The organism is Hyalangium versicolor (assembly GCF_020103695.1).
In the GTDB taxonomy this organism is placed as follows: domain Bacteria; phylum Myxococcota; class Myxococcia; order Myxococcales; family Myxococcaceae; genus Hyalangium; species Hyalangium versicolor.
Genome location: NZ_JAHXBF010000020.1, coordinates 100,669 through 115,067, shown reverse-complemented (window position 1 = coordinate 115,067; position 14,399 = coordinate 100,669). Strand labels below are relative to the sequence as shown.

Here is a 14,399-nt window from a genome sequence, read left to right as displayed (position 1 = left end):
AACAACACGGGCGGCAGGAAGTCTCCTCCCCGCCGCCCGGATTCAACTACCGACAGAGACTACTTGGTGCCCTTGCAGCCGTTGGCGCCACACTTGCCCTCGCTGCCCTTCTCAGGGGTGGAGGTGGCGTTGGTGTCGCCCGACGCGCCGTCGGCCGCCTTCTGGCTGCAGTTGGAGTCGGTGCCCTTCGCCTCGGTCGTGGCCGCGCCCTCGGAGGCCTTGTTCGAGGCACAGCCGGTGGCCAGCGCGCCGAGAGAGAGGGTACCGACGATGGCAGCCAGAGCCTTGACGTTCATGGTGATTCCTTTCGCACTGCGTTGGGGGTACTGCCTTCAGACTGACTACAGCTTGAACTGCGTGGAGCCCCAGGCGTCGACGGAGACCTCCGCGATCTCGCCAACCTTGAGGATCAACGCCTCCGTCCGCTTGATGCCATAGGCCTCCAGCGGAATGCGGAACTTGGCACGCACGCGGAGCAGATCGCCCGGGGCGCGATTCTTCGTCTCGGCGCTCTCCTTGAAGTAGATGGCGGTGACCTCTACCGGCTCCTCGCGCGTCACGCCGTGAACGGTGAACTTCCCCTTCGTCTGCACCTTCAGGGGCTTGCCGTTCTCGAGCGGGGCGGGCAGCGCCACATCTTTGAACTCGAAGGAGATCTCCGGGTACTTCGCCGCGTCCAGCCAGCGATCGTTCTGCAGGTGGCCGTCCCGCGTCTCGTTGCCCGTCTTCAGGGTATTGACCGGCACGGAGAACTTCCCAGAGGCCTTGCCGTTCTGCACCACCACCGAGCCCTTCACGACATTGGACAGGCCGTTGATGACCTCCAGCGGCGCATCGAGCATGAAGGTGACGGTGTCGCGGTGGTTGTCATCGTTGTAGACGAATGTCTGGGCGGCGGCGGGAGCAGGCGCGGTCTGCGCGGGGGCGGCCAGCGGCACCAGGGTGGCGAGCATCAGCAGGGCGGAACGAACGAACATGAGAGCCTCTCTTCTACGGTTGAGGACGCACTGTGGATGCATGGTCTACGCAGGGACCTCTTCGGCGGTTACACGCCGGAAAATTCCACCGGGTCCACTACTGCGCGCTGCCGGCGTTCTGTCCGTCCAATGCATCACGCAACAGGCTGTCCCGAGCCGGGTGAAGCTTGACGCCGCTCGGGGAGGGCGTCACACCGAGTTCTTCTAGCAAACCTTCCAGCCCTGCAAAAGCAGGCCGACGCAGTTCCTCTTGGAGCAAGGTTCGAAACACGGGGCGTCCGGCCACGGCATCCACCGCGGCGCCGTAGCTGTCTACAGTGGCAGTGGATCCTTGTGTGGCCAGCAGTTCGAGCACGTCCTCGAGTCCGCGCGCATTGCCGGTAGCGCGCCGTAGCTCCACATCGATGCGCAGCGCGAGGTATGCGCCCACCCAGTAGATGCCGGGGGGAGCATCCTCGTCGATCATTTCCTGCGTGGTGCGCCCTTGGGCCTGCCGGCGGCCGAGCTGGAAGCCCCTGAGGAGCTCATGCCAGGAGCGCTCAGGGGACTGCTTGCCCGAGCGGGCGCGCGCCACCTCCGTGAGATAGGTGGCCAGTCCCTCGGAGATCCACGCCGTGCGCGGAAGGATCGCGGGATGGGTCAGGTGCAGCATCTCGTGGAGCGCCACCCAGTCCGCGGAAAGTGCGGGCAGCGTGGTGTCCTGGCCCACGAGCAGGGCGACGCTCGGCGGCGAGCTCCACATGACGGTGCCGAAGACGTTGGCATCGTCGGTGTGGGGAACGGGGTAGACGACGATGGTGACGCGCGGATGAGGGAAGTTGCGGCGGACCTTCTTCACCTCCTCGGCCGTCTGGCGGAGCCACTCGCAGACCTGCGCATCATCCACGTGCGACAGCTTCCCGACGATGGCCACATCCAACACCGCGTCCGTAAGCTGGGCCTGGCAGCGCCGGCCTCCGAGGCCATGGACACCCGAGTCCACGAGATCCTCGGCCGTGATTCGGTAGATCCCTCCGGGCCCGCGCTCCCACGGCAGCTGCGCGTCCACTCCCTGGAGCGAGAACTCCACCTGGATGTCCGGGCGTGCCACGCGTGGACGGATCAGCCACGAGCGTCCGGCCAGGAGCCAGTCCTCTCCCTGACCGAGACCGCCGGAGAAGCTCCACCAACGCCCGCGGCGCGAGGCCCCCAGCGCATAGTGGTAGCGCAGGAAGCGTGTGTCCGCGGGCAGACTCACGCCCTTCTCCTGCACGGGGAGTTCACGCACCTGGCCCGAGGCGCTATAGGCGCGAACGGTGTCCACTCTGCCCGGCATGGTGAAGAGGAACTCGCGCGGCGCATAGCGCCCGAGCACCACCTCCACATCGAGCCCGGGTCCGGGATCACGCACGAAGGTGACGTTGTAGCGCAGGGTGCCGGGCTCTTCCGCGGAAGAGGTCGGCTTCACCGCCGCCGTCCGGCAGGCGCTCAAGCCCACCAGGAACACAAGACACAGATGACGGAGGGAGGGCCCGAGGTGCCCTCCCCCACTCTTCGGCTGCCAGGCGAGTAGAGGCATCAGAACAGGTAGGTGTCCGGAGTTGAGGCTGGCCCAAAGGCCCGCTCGATGCGAGCTTCATCTGCCCTGCCTGCCGCACGCTCGACAGCCCTCCGGCTTTTCATGGCGCAGCGTGTCAGTAAACCGTTGACAGCTGTGTCAACGGCCGCCTTGGCACGCACTCCCTGAGTGCATGTAAGCCCCTATAAATACTGTTTCTTTCCAAGAATTGAACGTTCCGGGACTGTCCGGGGCTGGTTCGTCCGTTGCCCCTCTGACAGGGGCGAGCCCCTCTCGAAACGCTGATTGCAAATCGGTAAAAGGATTTGCAGAGTGCGGCCGGGCCGGGTGTGCGCTTCTTGAAAGCGCTACCACGCAGGACAAGGCGAATGAACGAAAATGCTCTGAACGCGAACGTGGGCCTGAAGCTGCGAGGCCTGCGGTTGGCGCGCAACATCAAGCAGACGGACGCAGCGAAGGAGCTGGGGGTCTCCCCGGCGTACCTGAACCTGATCGAGAAGGGCAAACGGGTGATGCCCTTCCCGCTGCTGTGGAAGGCGCTGCGCTACTTCGATCAGGATCCGGAGCAGTTCATGTCCTCGCTGGGCGAGGGCCGGGTGGACGAGGCGCTGGCGAAGCTGCTGGATGAGCCGCTGCTCAAGAGCCTGGATATCGACTCGGAGTCGCTGCAGAGCCTGTCGGCGGAGCCGAAGCTGGCGGGCACGGTGGCGGCGCTGTTCAACCTGTACAAGAACACGCGCACGCAGCTGGAGAACGTTCTGGCGCAGCTGTCCAACGAGGAGCGCACGCGCACGCAGTCCAACCCCGGCTCGGGTGTGCGGTACGACTATTCGCCATTCGACGAGGTGAGTGACTTCCTGGAGTCCCACCGCAACTACTTCCCCGAGTTGGAGGAGCAGGCCGACTCGCTGCGGCGGGATTTCAAGCTGGAGCGCGTGCTGACCAGCAACCAGCTCATCCGCGTGCTGGAAGAACAGTTCGGGTTCCGCGTGGGGTTCGAGCGGGCGCAGAGCGGCTCGTCGGTGGTGCGGCGGCTGGATCTGGAGGAGAAGACCCTGACGCTGTCGCCGGATCTGACGGAGCAGCCGCTGAAGTTCCAGGTGGCCACGTCGATCGGGCTGCTGCTGCTGGACCGGACGAAGATGGTGGAGCGCATCGTCGGCGCGGGGCGCACGCGGCATGCGGAGACGCTGCGGCTCATCAAGGTGAACCTGTCCAACTACTTCGCCGGCGCGATGATGCTGCCGTATGGGGACTTCTTCAAGGAGGTGGAGCGCACGCGCTACGACGTGGAGCTGCTGAAGAGCATCTTCGGCACCACGTACGAGACGGTGGCGCACCGCCTGTGCAACCTGTCGGACCCGAAGCGGATGGGATTGCCGTTCCACTTCCTGCGAGCGGACATCGCGGGGAACATCTCCAAGCGCTACAGCGGCACGGGGTTGAAGTTCGCCAGTGGCGGCGGCTCGTGCGGCAAGTGGGCGGTGCACCTGGCGTTCCTGAACCCGGGGCAGCTGACTCGGCAGTACTCGATGATGCCGGACGGGGCCACGTACTTCTGCTTCGCGAAGGTGCAATTGCAGCCCATCGAGGGCTCGATCGTGAAGGGCACGGCGTACTCGATCGGCCTGGGTACCCACGCGGAGAACGCGAAGTATCTGGCGTACGGGCTGCCGACGAACGATCTGCGCAAGGACGCGGTGTCCACGGGTATCACCTGCCGCTTCTGCGAGCGGACGGACTGCAACCAGCGCGCGGCGGCCAGCTACCGCTTCGCGTTCGCGTTCGACGAGTACACGAAGAAGGACTGCTTCTTCTCGCCGCTGCTGGTGCACGAGAAGGGGGACAAGGGCGAGCGCGGGGAGAACGGTGAAAGGAATGGGGCCGATAAGAACGGCCGGCAGGATCTGCTGGACAAGCAGGCCCGACGCCGTAACAAGAGCGAGTCATGAGCCTGTCGGACACTGAACGCGCCCACATCGAAGCCGCCCTCCAGAAGCAGCGGGACTCGCTGGCCGCCCTGCGCTTCACCGGGAGCCCGGCGGACGTGGGCCAGGGCCTGCTCCAGCTCGCGGAGCTGCACGGGATGCTCGAGGACCACGCCGCGAGCCGCAAGCATTACGAGGAGGCCCTGAGCGTCTTCAAGACGGCGCACCACAAGAAGGGGCAGGCGCAGGCGCTGTACGGGCTGGGCGTGGCGCGCGCGCAGTTCGAGGACCACAAGGGCGCCATCGAGTGGATGGCTCAGTCCGCGGCCCTCTTCAACGAGGTGAAGGACAAGGAGGGCGAGGCGCTCTGCCGGGCGTGCATCGGCGAGAGCCTGCGAGCGCTGGGGCACCGAGACGGCGCCGAGGAGAAGTACCAGGAGGCGCTCATCCTCTTCCGGCAGACGCGGAACACGGATCGGGTGGCGGCGCTGCTGATGGACATCGGCGACATCCGCATGGAGACCGGGGACTACAAGCGCGCCCGTGAGCGCTTCCTCGAGGCGCTGACGATCCTGGAGAAGAGCCAGGAGCCGGAGCCGCTGGCGCTCTGCCAGTTGCTGCTGGGCGAGGCGGAGGGGTTGCTCGGAAACCACGAGGCCGCGCGGCCGCACCTGCTGGAGGCGGTGGAGTTGTACGAGCAGATCCACGATCACGTCTTCGAGGCCCGGGCCCGCTGGGACCTGGGGATCGCCTGCTTCCAGTCGAAGGACCTGGCTGCGGCGAAGGAGCAGTTCGAGGCGGTGCTCCCGCTCTACCAGGAGCAGGGCCGCGCCGAAGAGGCAGAGAAGGTGCGCAAGGTGCTCGCGCACTTCACCTCGCAAGGCGCGTGACTCAGGCGCTGATGCCGGCCCCTACCGCGATCGCGAGCAGCCCGAGCACTCCGGCGGCGTAGAGCGTGTAGCGCCACTCGCCGCGCAGCCCGAGCATGGTGCCGGCCACCACCAACCGCGCCACTGGCGTTACCAGTAGCAGCGACGCCGCGCCCTTGCGCAAGGTGTCGATGGCCACCTGCACCGTCTCGGACTGGGGCAGCACCTCCATGCCCAGCGATGCCAAGAACAACCCACCACTGATCAGCGCCCCACCTCGCAGGATGCGGGCGATCCACCGCTCCCCCGCCACCGCACGCCCGATCCGCGCTGGGGCTCGTGCGGGCACTTCCACTGGGGTTTCCGTCTCCGCCACCACCGCGTTCGCCTTGGCCACCGCCTCAATGGGCGGAGGCGTCGGTGCCGCGACCTTGCTCACTTCCACACGCTCGGCCACAGTCCCTCCCCTCCCTTCCAGAACATCTGCGTCGCCACCACCAGCAGCACGATCGCAAAGAGCTTCTTGAGCACCGCCGTGGGCACACGCGGCATCAGCCGGCTGCCCAGGTACGCGCCTCCCAGCACGCCCACGATCAGCGGCGACACCAGCGCCAGCTTCACGTGCCCACGCCACGCGTAGGAGGCCACGCTCGCGGCGCCCGTCACGCCGATCATCAGATTGCTGGTGGCGCTGGCCACCTTGAAGGGAACCCGCATCCCGTAGCTCATCAGCGGCACCTTCAGCGGCCCGCCGCCCACACCGAGCAGCGCGGACAGCCCGCCCGCCATGAACGAGCCCGAGATGCCCAGCGGGTAGTTCACCGGCGTGTACTGCGTGCTCACCTGCTCCTGGCCACGCGAGCGCACCAGGAGGATCTGCAGGGCGACATAGAGGGTGAAGAACCCGAACACCACCGCCACCATGGCCGGAGCCAGGTAGGCCGCCGTCAGGCCTCCGACGATGGCCCCCAGCACCGTGGCCAGCTCCAACGTAAGCCCGAGCCGGATGTCACTCAGGCGGTTGTCCACATAGCTGGCAGCGGACGCACACGAGCTGGCCACCACGCACATGAGGCTCGCGGGCACCGCCTCCTCCAACGGGAGGTGGAAGGCCATCACCAACAACGGCACCAACACCACCCCACCGCCAATGCCGAGCAATGCGCCCGTGAGGCCCGCGAGGCTGCCCGCGGCGATGAGGAGAAGGACCGTCATTGCCCACGAGGATAGGGGCGCGATCCCGCTTCGGATAGCGGCATTCCCCCTCGGCTCCGGGGCTCGCCTGGTCGACTGCCTTGCTCGACTTCAGGAGTACGACGCACGCACAGGGCACACGTTGGAAACCCGTCAGCGCCATTGCAAGCTCACGCCGCGTAGGCGCCGATGGTGCCCTCGGGGAACTCTTCCAGGAAGCGTGCACGCGTACGCGGCGTGAACGTGCCTCGCGACATGTACACCAGCAGCCGCCGGAGGATGCCGCGCGTCTGCTCCAGCGCGGCGTCCACCTCCGCGGCGAAGTCGAAGCCGTCGTGCCGGTACAGCTCGTGGAAGCTCAGCTGCGAGTACGCCGGCAGCGATCGCGTCCGTCCCAGCGGGCTGGAGAGCACCATCCCCATCAAATAGAGCCCCCTCACCCACCCATCCACCTGCCGCTTGGTGGGGGACTGCCCCACCCGCTCCTGCGAGGACAGCCGCACAAGCTCGTAGATGCCTCGGCCAATGCCCCGATAGGGGAATCCCGTGCTCTTGGTCACCTGGAACCGCTCGCGCAGCCGCGGCGTGCCCAGCGTCTCCATGCCGTGCAGCTCGCGCAGATAGAAGAGCGTCTGCGCCCACTCGATCTGCCGGTGCGCATCCAGCGCGCTCTCATCCTTGCGGCGATGGCGAGCCACCAGCCGATCCACCTCCGGATGCAGCCGCCGATCCAGGCACAGGTGCGTGAAGTAGCCGGCCAGCAATGCCAGCCCGGGCTCGGTGCCCACCAGGGCGCCCGTGGCCACCAGCTCCCCCATCTTCAGCCCCAGCCCCACCGGGGCGCGCTCGTGATACAGCCGCGCGAAGGCCGGCAGCTCCCGCTCGGGCAGCAGCGCCGTCAGACCTCCCCGCAGACCCTCGCAGAGGGGGAGATCCGGCAGCGCCGCTCCGAATCGCGCATACGGAAGATCCTCGGACAGGGCCCGGGAGATGTCGGCGGGCAGGTTGCCCGGGTGGGAGGCGAGCTGCTCGATGGCAGTGAGGTGCAACAGCAGCGTGGGCATACCCGTTACAGCTACCCAGCGCGCCGTGTCATTGCAACGTTCGCGTGCAGCCGAAGCTTTGAGACCAACAACGGCGGAGCTACAGTCCGCGCCGTTTTTCCTACCCCCCAGGAGTACATCCTCACCATGAATTTCAGCTTCGTTACGGGTGACGCCGTGCGGGCCGGCGGCGCCATGATCGTCGTTCCCCTGCTCGATGGCGACCTCGGGGACACCGCACCCGCCGCACTGGCCTCCGCGGACAAGGCCCTGGAAGGCAAGCTGCGCGCCGCGGCCGCCCAGGAGGGCTTCAAGGGCAAGGCGGACCAGTCCCTGGTGCTTCACACGATGGGCAAGCTGGCCTCGGAGCGCGTGATGCTCCTGGGCCTGGGCGCCCGCGCGAAGTTCACCCCCGAGGTGCTGCGGCTCGCGGCTGGACGCGCCGCCAAGACGGCACAGAAGCTCAAGCTGACCGAGCTCACCTTCATCGTGCCGGACACGGCCCCTGCCCCCGTGGCCGCCCGCGTCATCGTCGAGGGGCTGATGCTCGGCGTGTACAAGTTCGACCGGTACAAGACGTCGGGCAACAAGGAGGACAAGAAGGCTCCAGGGCTGAACACGGTGCGGCTGGTGCTGCCGGAGGGCGCGAGCCAGGGCCAGGAGCTCGAGGACGCGGTGGAGCTGGGCCGCCAGGTGGCCCAGGCCACCAACTGGGCGAGAGATCTCGTCAACGAGCCGCCCAACGTGGTGGACCCGGATCGGCTGGCCGCGGCCGCCCAGGAGGTGGCGAAGGCAGCGGGGCTCAAGGCCACCATCGGCGGGCGCCGGGAGATCGAGCGCCTGAAGATGGGGATGTTCCTGGGCGTGGCCCAGGGCAGTGCCCATGAGCCTCGGCTGATCCACCTGGCCTACGTGCCGAAGAACCCGAAAGACGCGAAGCGCGCGCCGCTGGCGCTGGTGGGCAAGGCCATCACGTTCGACTCGGGAGGCCTGTCGCTCAAGCCTTCGGATTCGATGATCGACATGAAGACGGACATGGCCGGCTCGGCGGCGGTGCTGGGCGCCATGAGGGTCATCGGCGAGTTGCAGCCGCCCTTCCCGGTGCATGCCTTCATCGGCGCTTGCGAGAACATGCCCTCGGGCACCGCGTACCGGCCGGGCGACATCCTCACCTCGCGCCTGGGCAAGACGGTGGAGATCACCAACACGGACGCCGAAGGCCGTCTGGTGCTGGGAGACATCATCACCTGGGCCGTGGAGCACAAGCCGGCCGCCCTCATCGACCTGGCCACGCTGACGGGGGCCTGTGTGGTTGCCCTGGGCAACTACATCGTGGGCGCGTTCGGCGAGCACGACGCCACGGTGGAGCACGTGCTCGCGGCGGCCAAGACGGCGGGCGAGGAGTTCTGGCGCATGCCGGTGACCGAGCTGCAGAAGGACGCGCTGCGCTCGGAGGTGGCGGACATGAAGAACTCCGGCGAGCGCTGGGGCGGCGCCATCAACGCGGCCCTCTTCCTCAAGGAGTTCGTGGGCGACACGCCGTGGGTGCACCTGGACATCGCCGGTCCGTCCACGAGCCCCAAGGAGCGGGGTTACTTCAACAAAGGCGCCACGGGCGTCGGCGTGCGGACGCTGGTCGAGTACGTGAGGCTCCGCGCCGCCTCGCCCGAGAGCGCGCAGGCGGAAGAGACCGCCGCGCCGACGAAGCCCGCCAAGGGCAAGGCTCGGAGCAAGACCGCCCGCGCCTGAGCGAGCCCATCGCTGCTCCGTGAGCTGAGCGGGGTGAGGGCCATGCGCCCCACCCCGTTTTTGTTTCGAGCTACCCGCGCTCGGGGAGCGGACGCACGGCGCCGAAGAGGGCCTCGACGCTCTGGGAGACGTCCTCGGGAGACTCCGCCGGCCACGTCGCGAGCATCATGAAGACGCGCCCGGGGCTTCCCTCCGTCACCGCCACGCGGCCTCGTACGCCGTCCCCCACCTGGAAGTTGAAGCCCACGGCGCTGTCGGACAGCGGAAGGGGCTCGGGATCCGAGGCGACGAAGCCCGGCTGCTCGCGAAGGCCCGCGTTGAGCCGCTCGGCGAACTGGGTGGGAGTGGCCACAGCGGGAGCCACCTGCAACACCACCTGGGCGCCGCTCGTGCGGTGCTTGAGCACCACGGGGATGGCGAGCCCTTCGGGAGAGTTCTGGTCCTCGGTCTCGTCGAGCTGCCACTCGGCGGTGGGCCGGACGATCTCGAAGCCCAGATCCTCATCCACATAGCGGCGCGCCGAGGAGTGAGGCCCGTCCGAGGCCACCACGGCCTGAGAGACCTGGGCCTCCTGGAGGGCCTGCGGCTGCTTCACCACCGAAGCGCGCGAGGCGCCGCACGCCGTGCACAGCAACACCACGCCACACCCCAGCCAACCCCACCGTCCCATGTCCCCACCCCCGACCAGAAGCCTGATCGCGAAAGTGAGCACGGGCCGTGTGTGCGGCCAGTGGGGCTGCAACCGGAGTCAATCCGGCTGTCAGGCGGAGGAAACTTCCTCTGCGATGGACCGGGCAGCTACCACCGGATCAGCCGCCGTGTGCACAGGGCGACCCACCACGAGCAGATCCGCGCCGGCCCGAATGGCGAAGGCCGGAGTCTCGGCACGGGCCTGATCCCCCTTCTCCGCGCCCGCGGGCCGGATGCCTGGCGTGCACAGGAAGGGCGAGGGACCAAGCAAGCGTCGCAGCCCCTCGGCCTCGCGAGGCGAGCACACCAGCCCATCCACTCCCGCGTCGACAGCGAGCCGAGCCAGCCGCTGGGCCGAGGCCTCCGGAGTGCCGTTGAAGCCCACCGCCGCCACATCCTCCGCGGACAGCGAGGTGAGCACCGTCACCGCGAGAATCCGAGGCGGTGCATGCCCCAGGGCCTTGGCTCCCTCGCGAGCGCCACGCACCGCGGCCTTCAGCATGGCCTCGCCGCCAGCGGCGTGGACGGTGAGCAGCGCCACACCGAGTCCCCCAGCGCGAGCGGCCGCCAATTCCACGGTGTTGGGGATGTCGTGAAGCTTGAGATCGAGGAACACCTTGGCGCCGAGCTTCTGGAAGGCCTGGACGGCGGCGGGGCCGTGCTCGACGAAGAGCGAGAGCCCCACCTTGGCGTAGCCCATGTGCGGAGCCACGCGGGAGTACAGGGCAAGCCCCTGCTCCAGCGGAAGATCCGCGGCGAGGGCGAGCCGCTCGCGCGCGGCGGGAGAAGTGCTCACGTCAGTCCCTCCTGGAGGGCGCGGTAGGTCAAAGCGAGCTGGTCCGCCAGATCCTTCGGCAGCACATTCTGGGCGGAGAAGAGCGCATACGAGACGAACGCATCGAGCGCCTCGAGCGTGAGCGCGCGAGACAGCGCCTCGTCTCCACAGGCCACGTTGCGGCGGATCTGCTCCACGTCCACGCGGCCCTCCTTGTCGAGCAGCACGCTGGCGTACGCATCCTCGAGCCCCGCGGGAGGCGACTTGAGGAAGCCCTGGAACATTCCCACGTCCTTCCCCATCTCCTCGACGGCCCGGTACACCAGCGAGAGCAGCAGGTTGTAGCGCTCCTCGGGGTTGAGCCGCTCCGAGGCCATCAACTCCTCCGGAGTCGGGGGCTTCGGCCTGGGAGGTGGAGCCTCGGGCTCGACAACGAGCGACTGCCCCCGCACGCGCTCCTCCACCCAGGTGAAGAAGGCATGGAGGCTGCCCTCGTACGCGGCGCGCAGCTCCTTCAACGCCACGCCCGGCCGAGCCTTGGCGGCCAGGGCCTCTTCGCCCGGGGGGAACCCGCCCTTGCCCACGCGCACCCGCAGATCATCGGGGAACTGGCGGCGCAGCCGGTTGGTCGCCTCGCCGCGCTTGATGCCTTGGATGACGAGATCCTTCGTGCGCTCGGGCAGCTTGACGACGTCACTCACGGGCGCTTGGGCCTCGAGGAAGAGGAAGCTCCCCTCCATCATCTCGAAGAGGTTCAGCACCACCTCGCGCACCAGGAACGTCATGGCGTTGTAGAGGTTGGCCTCGGAGACGATGCCCTCGGAGGTGAGCACCTGGCCGATGCGCCGCGTGGGCGTCACCAGGCTCACCGCGAGGGTGAGCTGATCCGAGGTGAGCAACCCCAACTGCACCAGCGCCGTACCCAACCGCTCATAGCGCTCGGTGGAGGTGGCGAACACCACCTGTCCGTCCCGGAACGTCACGGTGCGGCGCATCGCCCCATGCTGGACGATGAGCTGCCCGCTGCGAATTCCAGACAGGACGTAGGAGAAGACATCCTCCATGAAGAGCGAGCCCAGATTGCCGGCGAAGAAGCCGATCAGATCGGGCGGCTCTCTCAGGAGGATCATCCCCTCGGGCGAATGGAAATGCGCCGAGAAGGGACGCGTCGGCGATATGCCGACAGTGAGCGGCCGCTCGAGCTCGAGAGCGGCCGTCTCACCGGTGATGCGAGGAGTGGCTTTGGGGCGTGGAGGTGCCACGCTTCCACTCTACTTCGTCTTCTTCAGCTCGGAGTCGATGATGGTCTTGAATTCATCCGCCGGCACCGCGCCCGAGAGGACAATGCCATTGATGAAGAAGGCTGGGGTCCCGCTGACCCCGGCCTTTTCACCCGCAGACTGGTCCTTCTTCACGATCTCGGCCTTCTTGCCGGAGTCCAGGCACTCGTTGAAGCGAGCGGCATCCAGGCCCAGGTCCGCGGCGTGCTTCTTGAGATCGTCCACCTTGAGCGCCTGCTGATTGGCGAACAGCTTGTCGTGGTACTCCCAGAACTTGCCCTGGTCCTGGGCGCACGCGGCGGCCTCGGCGGCCTTGGGCGCGTTCTCGTGGAAGCTCAGCGGGAAGTGGCGGAACACCAGGCGCACCTTGTCGCCGTAGTTCTTCACCACCTCGTCCACCGTGTTCTTGGCGCGGCCGCAGAACGGGCACTGGAAGTCGCTGAACTCCACGATGGTGATCGGAGCGCTGTCCGGGCCCTTCGAGGGGCCGGTCGCCTCCACCTGCACGCGCTTCTCGGGCAGCATCACCTGCATGTCCGCCTTGGACTTCAGGTCGGCGAACAGGGCCTGCGCCTTCTCGCGCTTGGTCTGCTCGGTGAGCATCTTGACGATCTCGGGCTTCACCTGCTCGATCGTCACCTCGGCGGGCAGCTGGCCACCGGCCTTGGCCTGATCGAAGACCTTCTTGATCTCGTCATCGCTCGGCTGGGCAACCTTGTCCTCCACCTCGGACTTGAGCAGCGCGTCCTCGTTGGCCAGGCCGCGCTTCTTGGCCTCGGCCTGCACCAGCTTCTCGATCACGAAGCCCTCGAGGCCCCGCTTGAGCGTCTCCTGCTTGCGCTTCTCGAGATCGTTCAGCTGCGGCGCGATGCGGCTGGAAAGATCCCCGTAGGTGACCTTCTGTTCGGCGCCGTCCACCTTATAGGTGGCGATGACCTGCTCGGGCGGCAGATCACACTGGGCGCTGGAGGCGGCAGCAGCGGTGGTGGGAGAGGCCGCGGGCGTCGTCTGCTTGTTGCAGCCGGCGGCAAAAGAGGCCGCGAGCACCGCGGCGAGGACAATACGGGAGGGACGCATGGACATGAGTCCGGCGTCTTAATCGAGGTGTCCGGTACCTCGCAAAAGAAACTTCGGTTCAGGCGACCAGCGGCTCCAGATCCCGTCCGCCCGGCAACTCAGGCAACCGCACCTCTGCCCGCTCCATCTCCGAGGGCCGCCCCTGCACCAACTCGTAGGAGCTGGGATCCGAGAGCACCTTCTGCACCAGCTTGTGGTTGAGCGCGTGCCCCGTCTTGAAGGCGTTCAGGTGGCCAATCACCGGCCGCCCGAAGAGGGACACATCGCCCACGGCATCGAGGATCTTGTGGCGGACGAACTCGTCCGGGAAGCGCAGCCCGTCCGGGTTGAGGATGGAGGACTCGTCCACGACGATGGCGTTGTCCAGCGAGCCGCCGCGGCCCAGGCCCAGCTTCTTCATCCGCTCCACGTCGCGCAGGAAGCCGAACGTGCGCGCCCGGGCGATCTCACCGGAGAAGCACCGCTCGCTCATCTCGAGCTCGAAGGACTGGCTGGAGATGAGGGGATGCTTGAAGTCGATGGTGCAGCTGATGCGGAAGCGACGGGCCGGCGAGATCGTGGCCTCCTTATCGCCCTCCGTCACGGTGACGGGCTTCTTGATGACCAGGTAGCTGCGCCGCTTCTCCAGCTCGCGCACTCCCGCGCCCGTCACCATCTGCACGAAGTGGTCGGCGCTGCCGTCCATGACGGGCACCTCGGGACCATCCAGCTCCACGCGCACGTTGTCGATGCCCAGGCCCGCCAGCGCCGACAGCAGGTGCTCCACCGTGCCGATCTTCACCCCATCCTTGCCCAGGGTGGTGGCCAGCGACGTGTCCACGACGTACTCGGAGAGCGCGGGGATGGAGACCTGGCGAGGAGTGTCCGTGCGCACGAAGACAATGCCGTGATCGGCCGGAGCCGGCCACAACCTGAGGTTCACCGAAACGCCCGAATGGAGTCCAACGCCCTGGCAGGAAACGGGCTCGGAGATGGTGCGCTGGTTGTCGGGAAACAAAGGCATTGCGGTGTCGCCTCTCGAACGTTCACTGCTGGATCCGGTACGGCGTCCTGAGGAGAGCAAAAAACATACCATCCTCCCGGATTTCCACCCCATCCCGAGGGTGGGCGAAGTCTATCGTAGGCCCTTGGAATTGCAGGCCTTTTTGGGGTGTCACTGCGAGTCTTACGCCCTGCCCGAGCCCCCCGCCCCTCAACTCACTGGGTCCCATCTCGTCGACCGTGACATCAGTGTCCGGGATTCCTCACAGAGGCTCCCG

Annotated in this window: 14 protein-coding genes; 3 read left to right on the top strand and 11 right to left on the bottom strand. The window is 67.2% G+C overall.

Annotated elements, in window-relative coordinates; genetic code table 11:
* Nucleotides 1-59 precede the first annotated feature (59 nt).
* From KY501_RS35780 to KY501_RS35770, 3 genes are all read right to left on the bottom strand, one after another.
* Nucleotides 60-296 (bottom strand): hypothetical protein, encoded by a 237-nt coding sequence (locus KY501_RS35780; RefSeq protein ID WP_224368299.1) that lies wholly within the window; start codon nucleotides 294-296, stop codon nucleotides 60-62.
* 45 nt (nucleotides 297-341) lie between these two features.
* Nucleotides 342-977 carry a YceI family protein gene (locus KY501_RS35775; RefSeq protein WP_224368298.1) on the bottom strand — a complete coding sequence of 212 codons (636 nt, stop codon included), beginning with the start codon at nucleotides 975-977 and terminating at the stop codon, nucleotides 342-344.
* A 97-nt stretch (nucleotides 978-1,074) separates the two neighbouring features.
* The gene (locus KY501_RS35770) at nucleotides 1,075-2,424 is read right to left on the bottom strand and encodes a hypothetical protein (protein ID WP_224368297.1); all 1,350 of its coding nucleotides are present in this window, start codon (nucleotides 2,422-2,424) and stop codon (nucleotides 1,075-1,077) included.
* Nucleotides 2,425-2,903: 479 nt separating this feature from the next.
* Here KY501_RS35770 and KY501_RS35765 point away from each other — a divergent pair, with 479 nt between their 5' ends.
* Both KY501_RS35765 and KY501_RS35760 read left to right on the top strand, forming a co-directional pair.
* Nucleotides 2,904-4,487, top strand: coding sequence for a helix-turn-helix domain-containing protein (locus KY501_RS35765; RefSeq protein WP_224368296.1), 1,584 nt, complete (start codon nucleotides 2,904-2,906; stop codon nucleotides 4,485-4,487).
* Nucleotides 4,484-5,353, top strand: a complete 870-nt coding sequence (locus tag KY501_RS35760) for a tetratricopeptide repeat protein (RefSeq protein ID WP_224368295.1) — start codon at nucleotides 4,484-4,486, stop codon at nucleotides 5,351-5,353. Before KY501_RS35765 ends, KY501_RS35760 begins: the two co-directional genes overlap by 4 nt.
* 1 nt (nucleotide 5,354) lies before the next feature.
* Here KY501_RS35760 and KY501_RS35755 read toward each other — a convergent pair whose 3' ends face one another.
* The 3 genes from KY501_RS35755 to KY501_RS35745 all read right to left on the bottom strand — a co-directional run bounded on the left by KY501_RS35755 (nucleotide 5,355) and on the right by KY501_RS35745 (nucleotide 7,590).
* Entirely contained in the window at nucleotides 5,355-5,711 is a 357-nt protein-coding gene (locus KY501_RS35755; protein WP_224368470.1) for a hypothetical protein, read from the bottom strand.
* A 56-nt stretch (nucleotides 5,712-5,767) separates the two neighbouring features.
* Nucleotides 5,768-6,547, bottom strand: coding sequence for a sulfite exporter TauE/SafE family protein (locus KY501_RS35750; RefSeq protein ID WP_224368294.1), 780 nt, complete (start codon nucleotides 6,545-6,547; stop codon nucleotides 5,768-5,770).
* 149 nt (nucleotides 6,548-6,696) lie between these two features.
* Nucleotides 6,697-7,590 (bottom strand): hypothetical protein, encoded by an 894-nt coding sequence (locus KY501_RS35745; protein ID WP_224368293.1) that lies wholly within the window; start codon nucleotides 7,588-7,590, stop codon nucleotides 6,697-6,699.
* Between the two features lie 126 nt (nucleotides 7,591-7,716).
* Between KY501_RS35745 and KY501_RS35740 the strand changes: the two genes are divergently transcribed.
* Entirely contained in the window at nucleotides 7,717-9,318 is a 1,602-nt protein-coding gene (locus KY501_RS35740; protein WP_224368292.1) for a leucyl aminopeptidase, read from the top strand.
* A 70-nt stretch (nucleotides 9,319-9,388) separates the two neighbouring features.
* Here the strand turns inward: KY501_RS35740 and KY501_RS35735 are convergent, their stop codons facing one another.
* The 5 genes from KY501_RS35735 to lpxC all read right to left on the bottom strand — a co-directional run bounded on the left by KY501_RS35735 (nucleotide 9,389) and on the right by lpxC (nucleotide 14,143).
* Nucleotides 9,389-9,988 (bottom strand): hypothetical protein, encoded by a 600-nt coding sequence (locus KY501_RS35735; protein WP_224368291.1) that lies wholly within the window; start codon nucleotides 9,986-9,988, stop codon nucleotides 9,389-9,391.
* A gap of 90 nt (nucleotides 9,989-10,078) precedes the next feature.
* Complete coding sequence (gene pyrF / locus KY501_RS35730; protein ID WP_224368289.1) at nucleotides 10,079-10,804, bottom strand: orotidine-5'-phosphate decarboxylase; 726 nt, start codon at nucleotides 10,802-10,804, stop codon at nucleotides 10,079-10,081.
* The gene (locus tag KY501_RS35725) at nucleotides 10,801-12,045 is read right to left on the bottom strand and encodes a DUF4388 domain-containing protein (protein WP_224368288.1); all 1,245 of its coding nucleotides are present in this window, start codon (nucleotides 12,043-12,045) and stop codon (nucleotides 10,801-10,803) included. Before KY501_RS35725 ends, pyrF begins: the two co-directional genes overlap by 4 nt.
* Before the next feature lie 9 nt (nucleotides 12,046-12,054).
* Nucleotides 12,055-13,146: a DsbA family protein gene (locus tag KY501_RS35720; protein ID WP_224368286.1), complete on the bottom strand. Its 1,092-nt coding sequence runs from the start codon at nucleotides 13,144-13,146 to the stop codon at nucleotides 12,055-12,057.
* Between the two features lie 52 nt (nucleotides 13,147-13,198).
* Entirely contained in the window at nucleotides 13,199-14,143 is a 945-nt protein-coding gene (gene lpxC, locus KY501_RS35715; protein ID WP_224368283.1) for a UDP-3-O-acyl-N-acetylglucosamine deacetylase, read from the bottom strand.
* Nucleotides 14,144-14,399 lie beyond the last annotated feature (256 nt).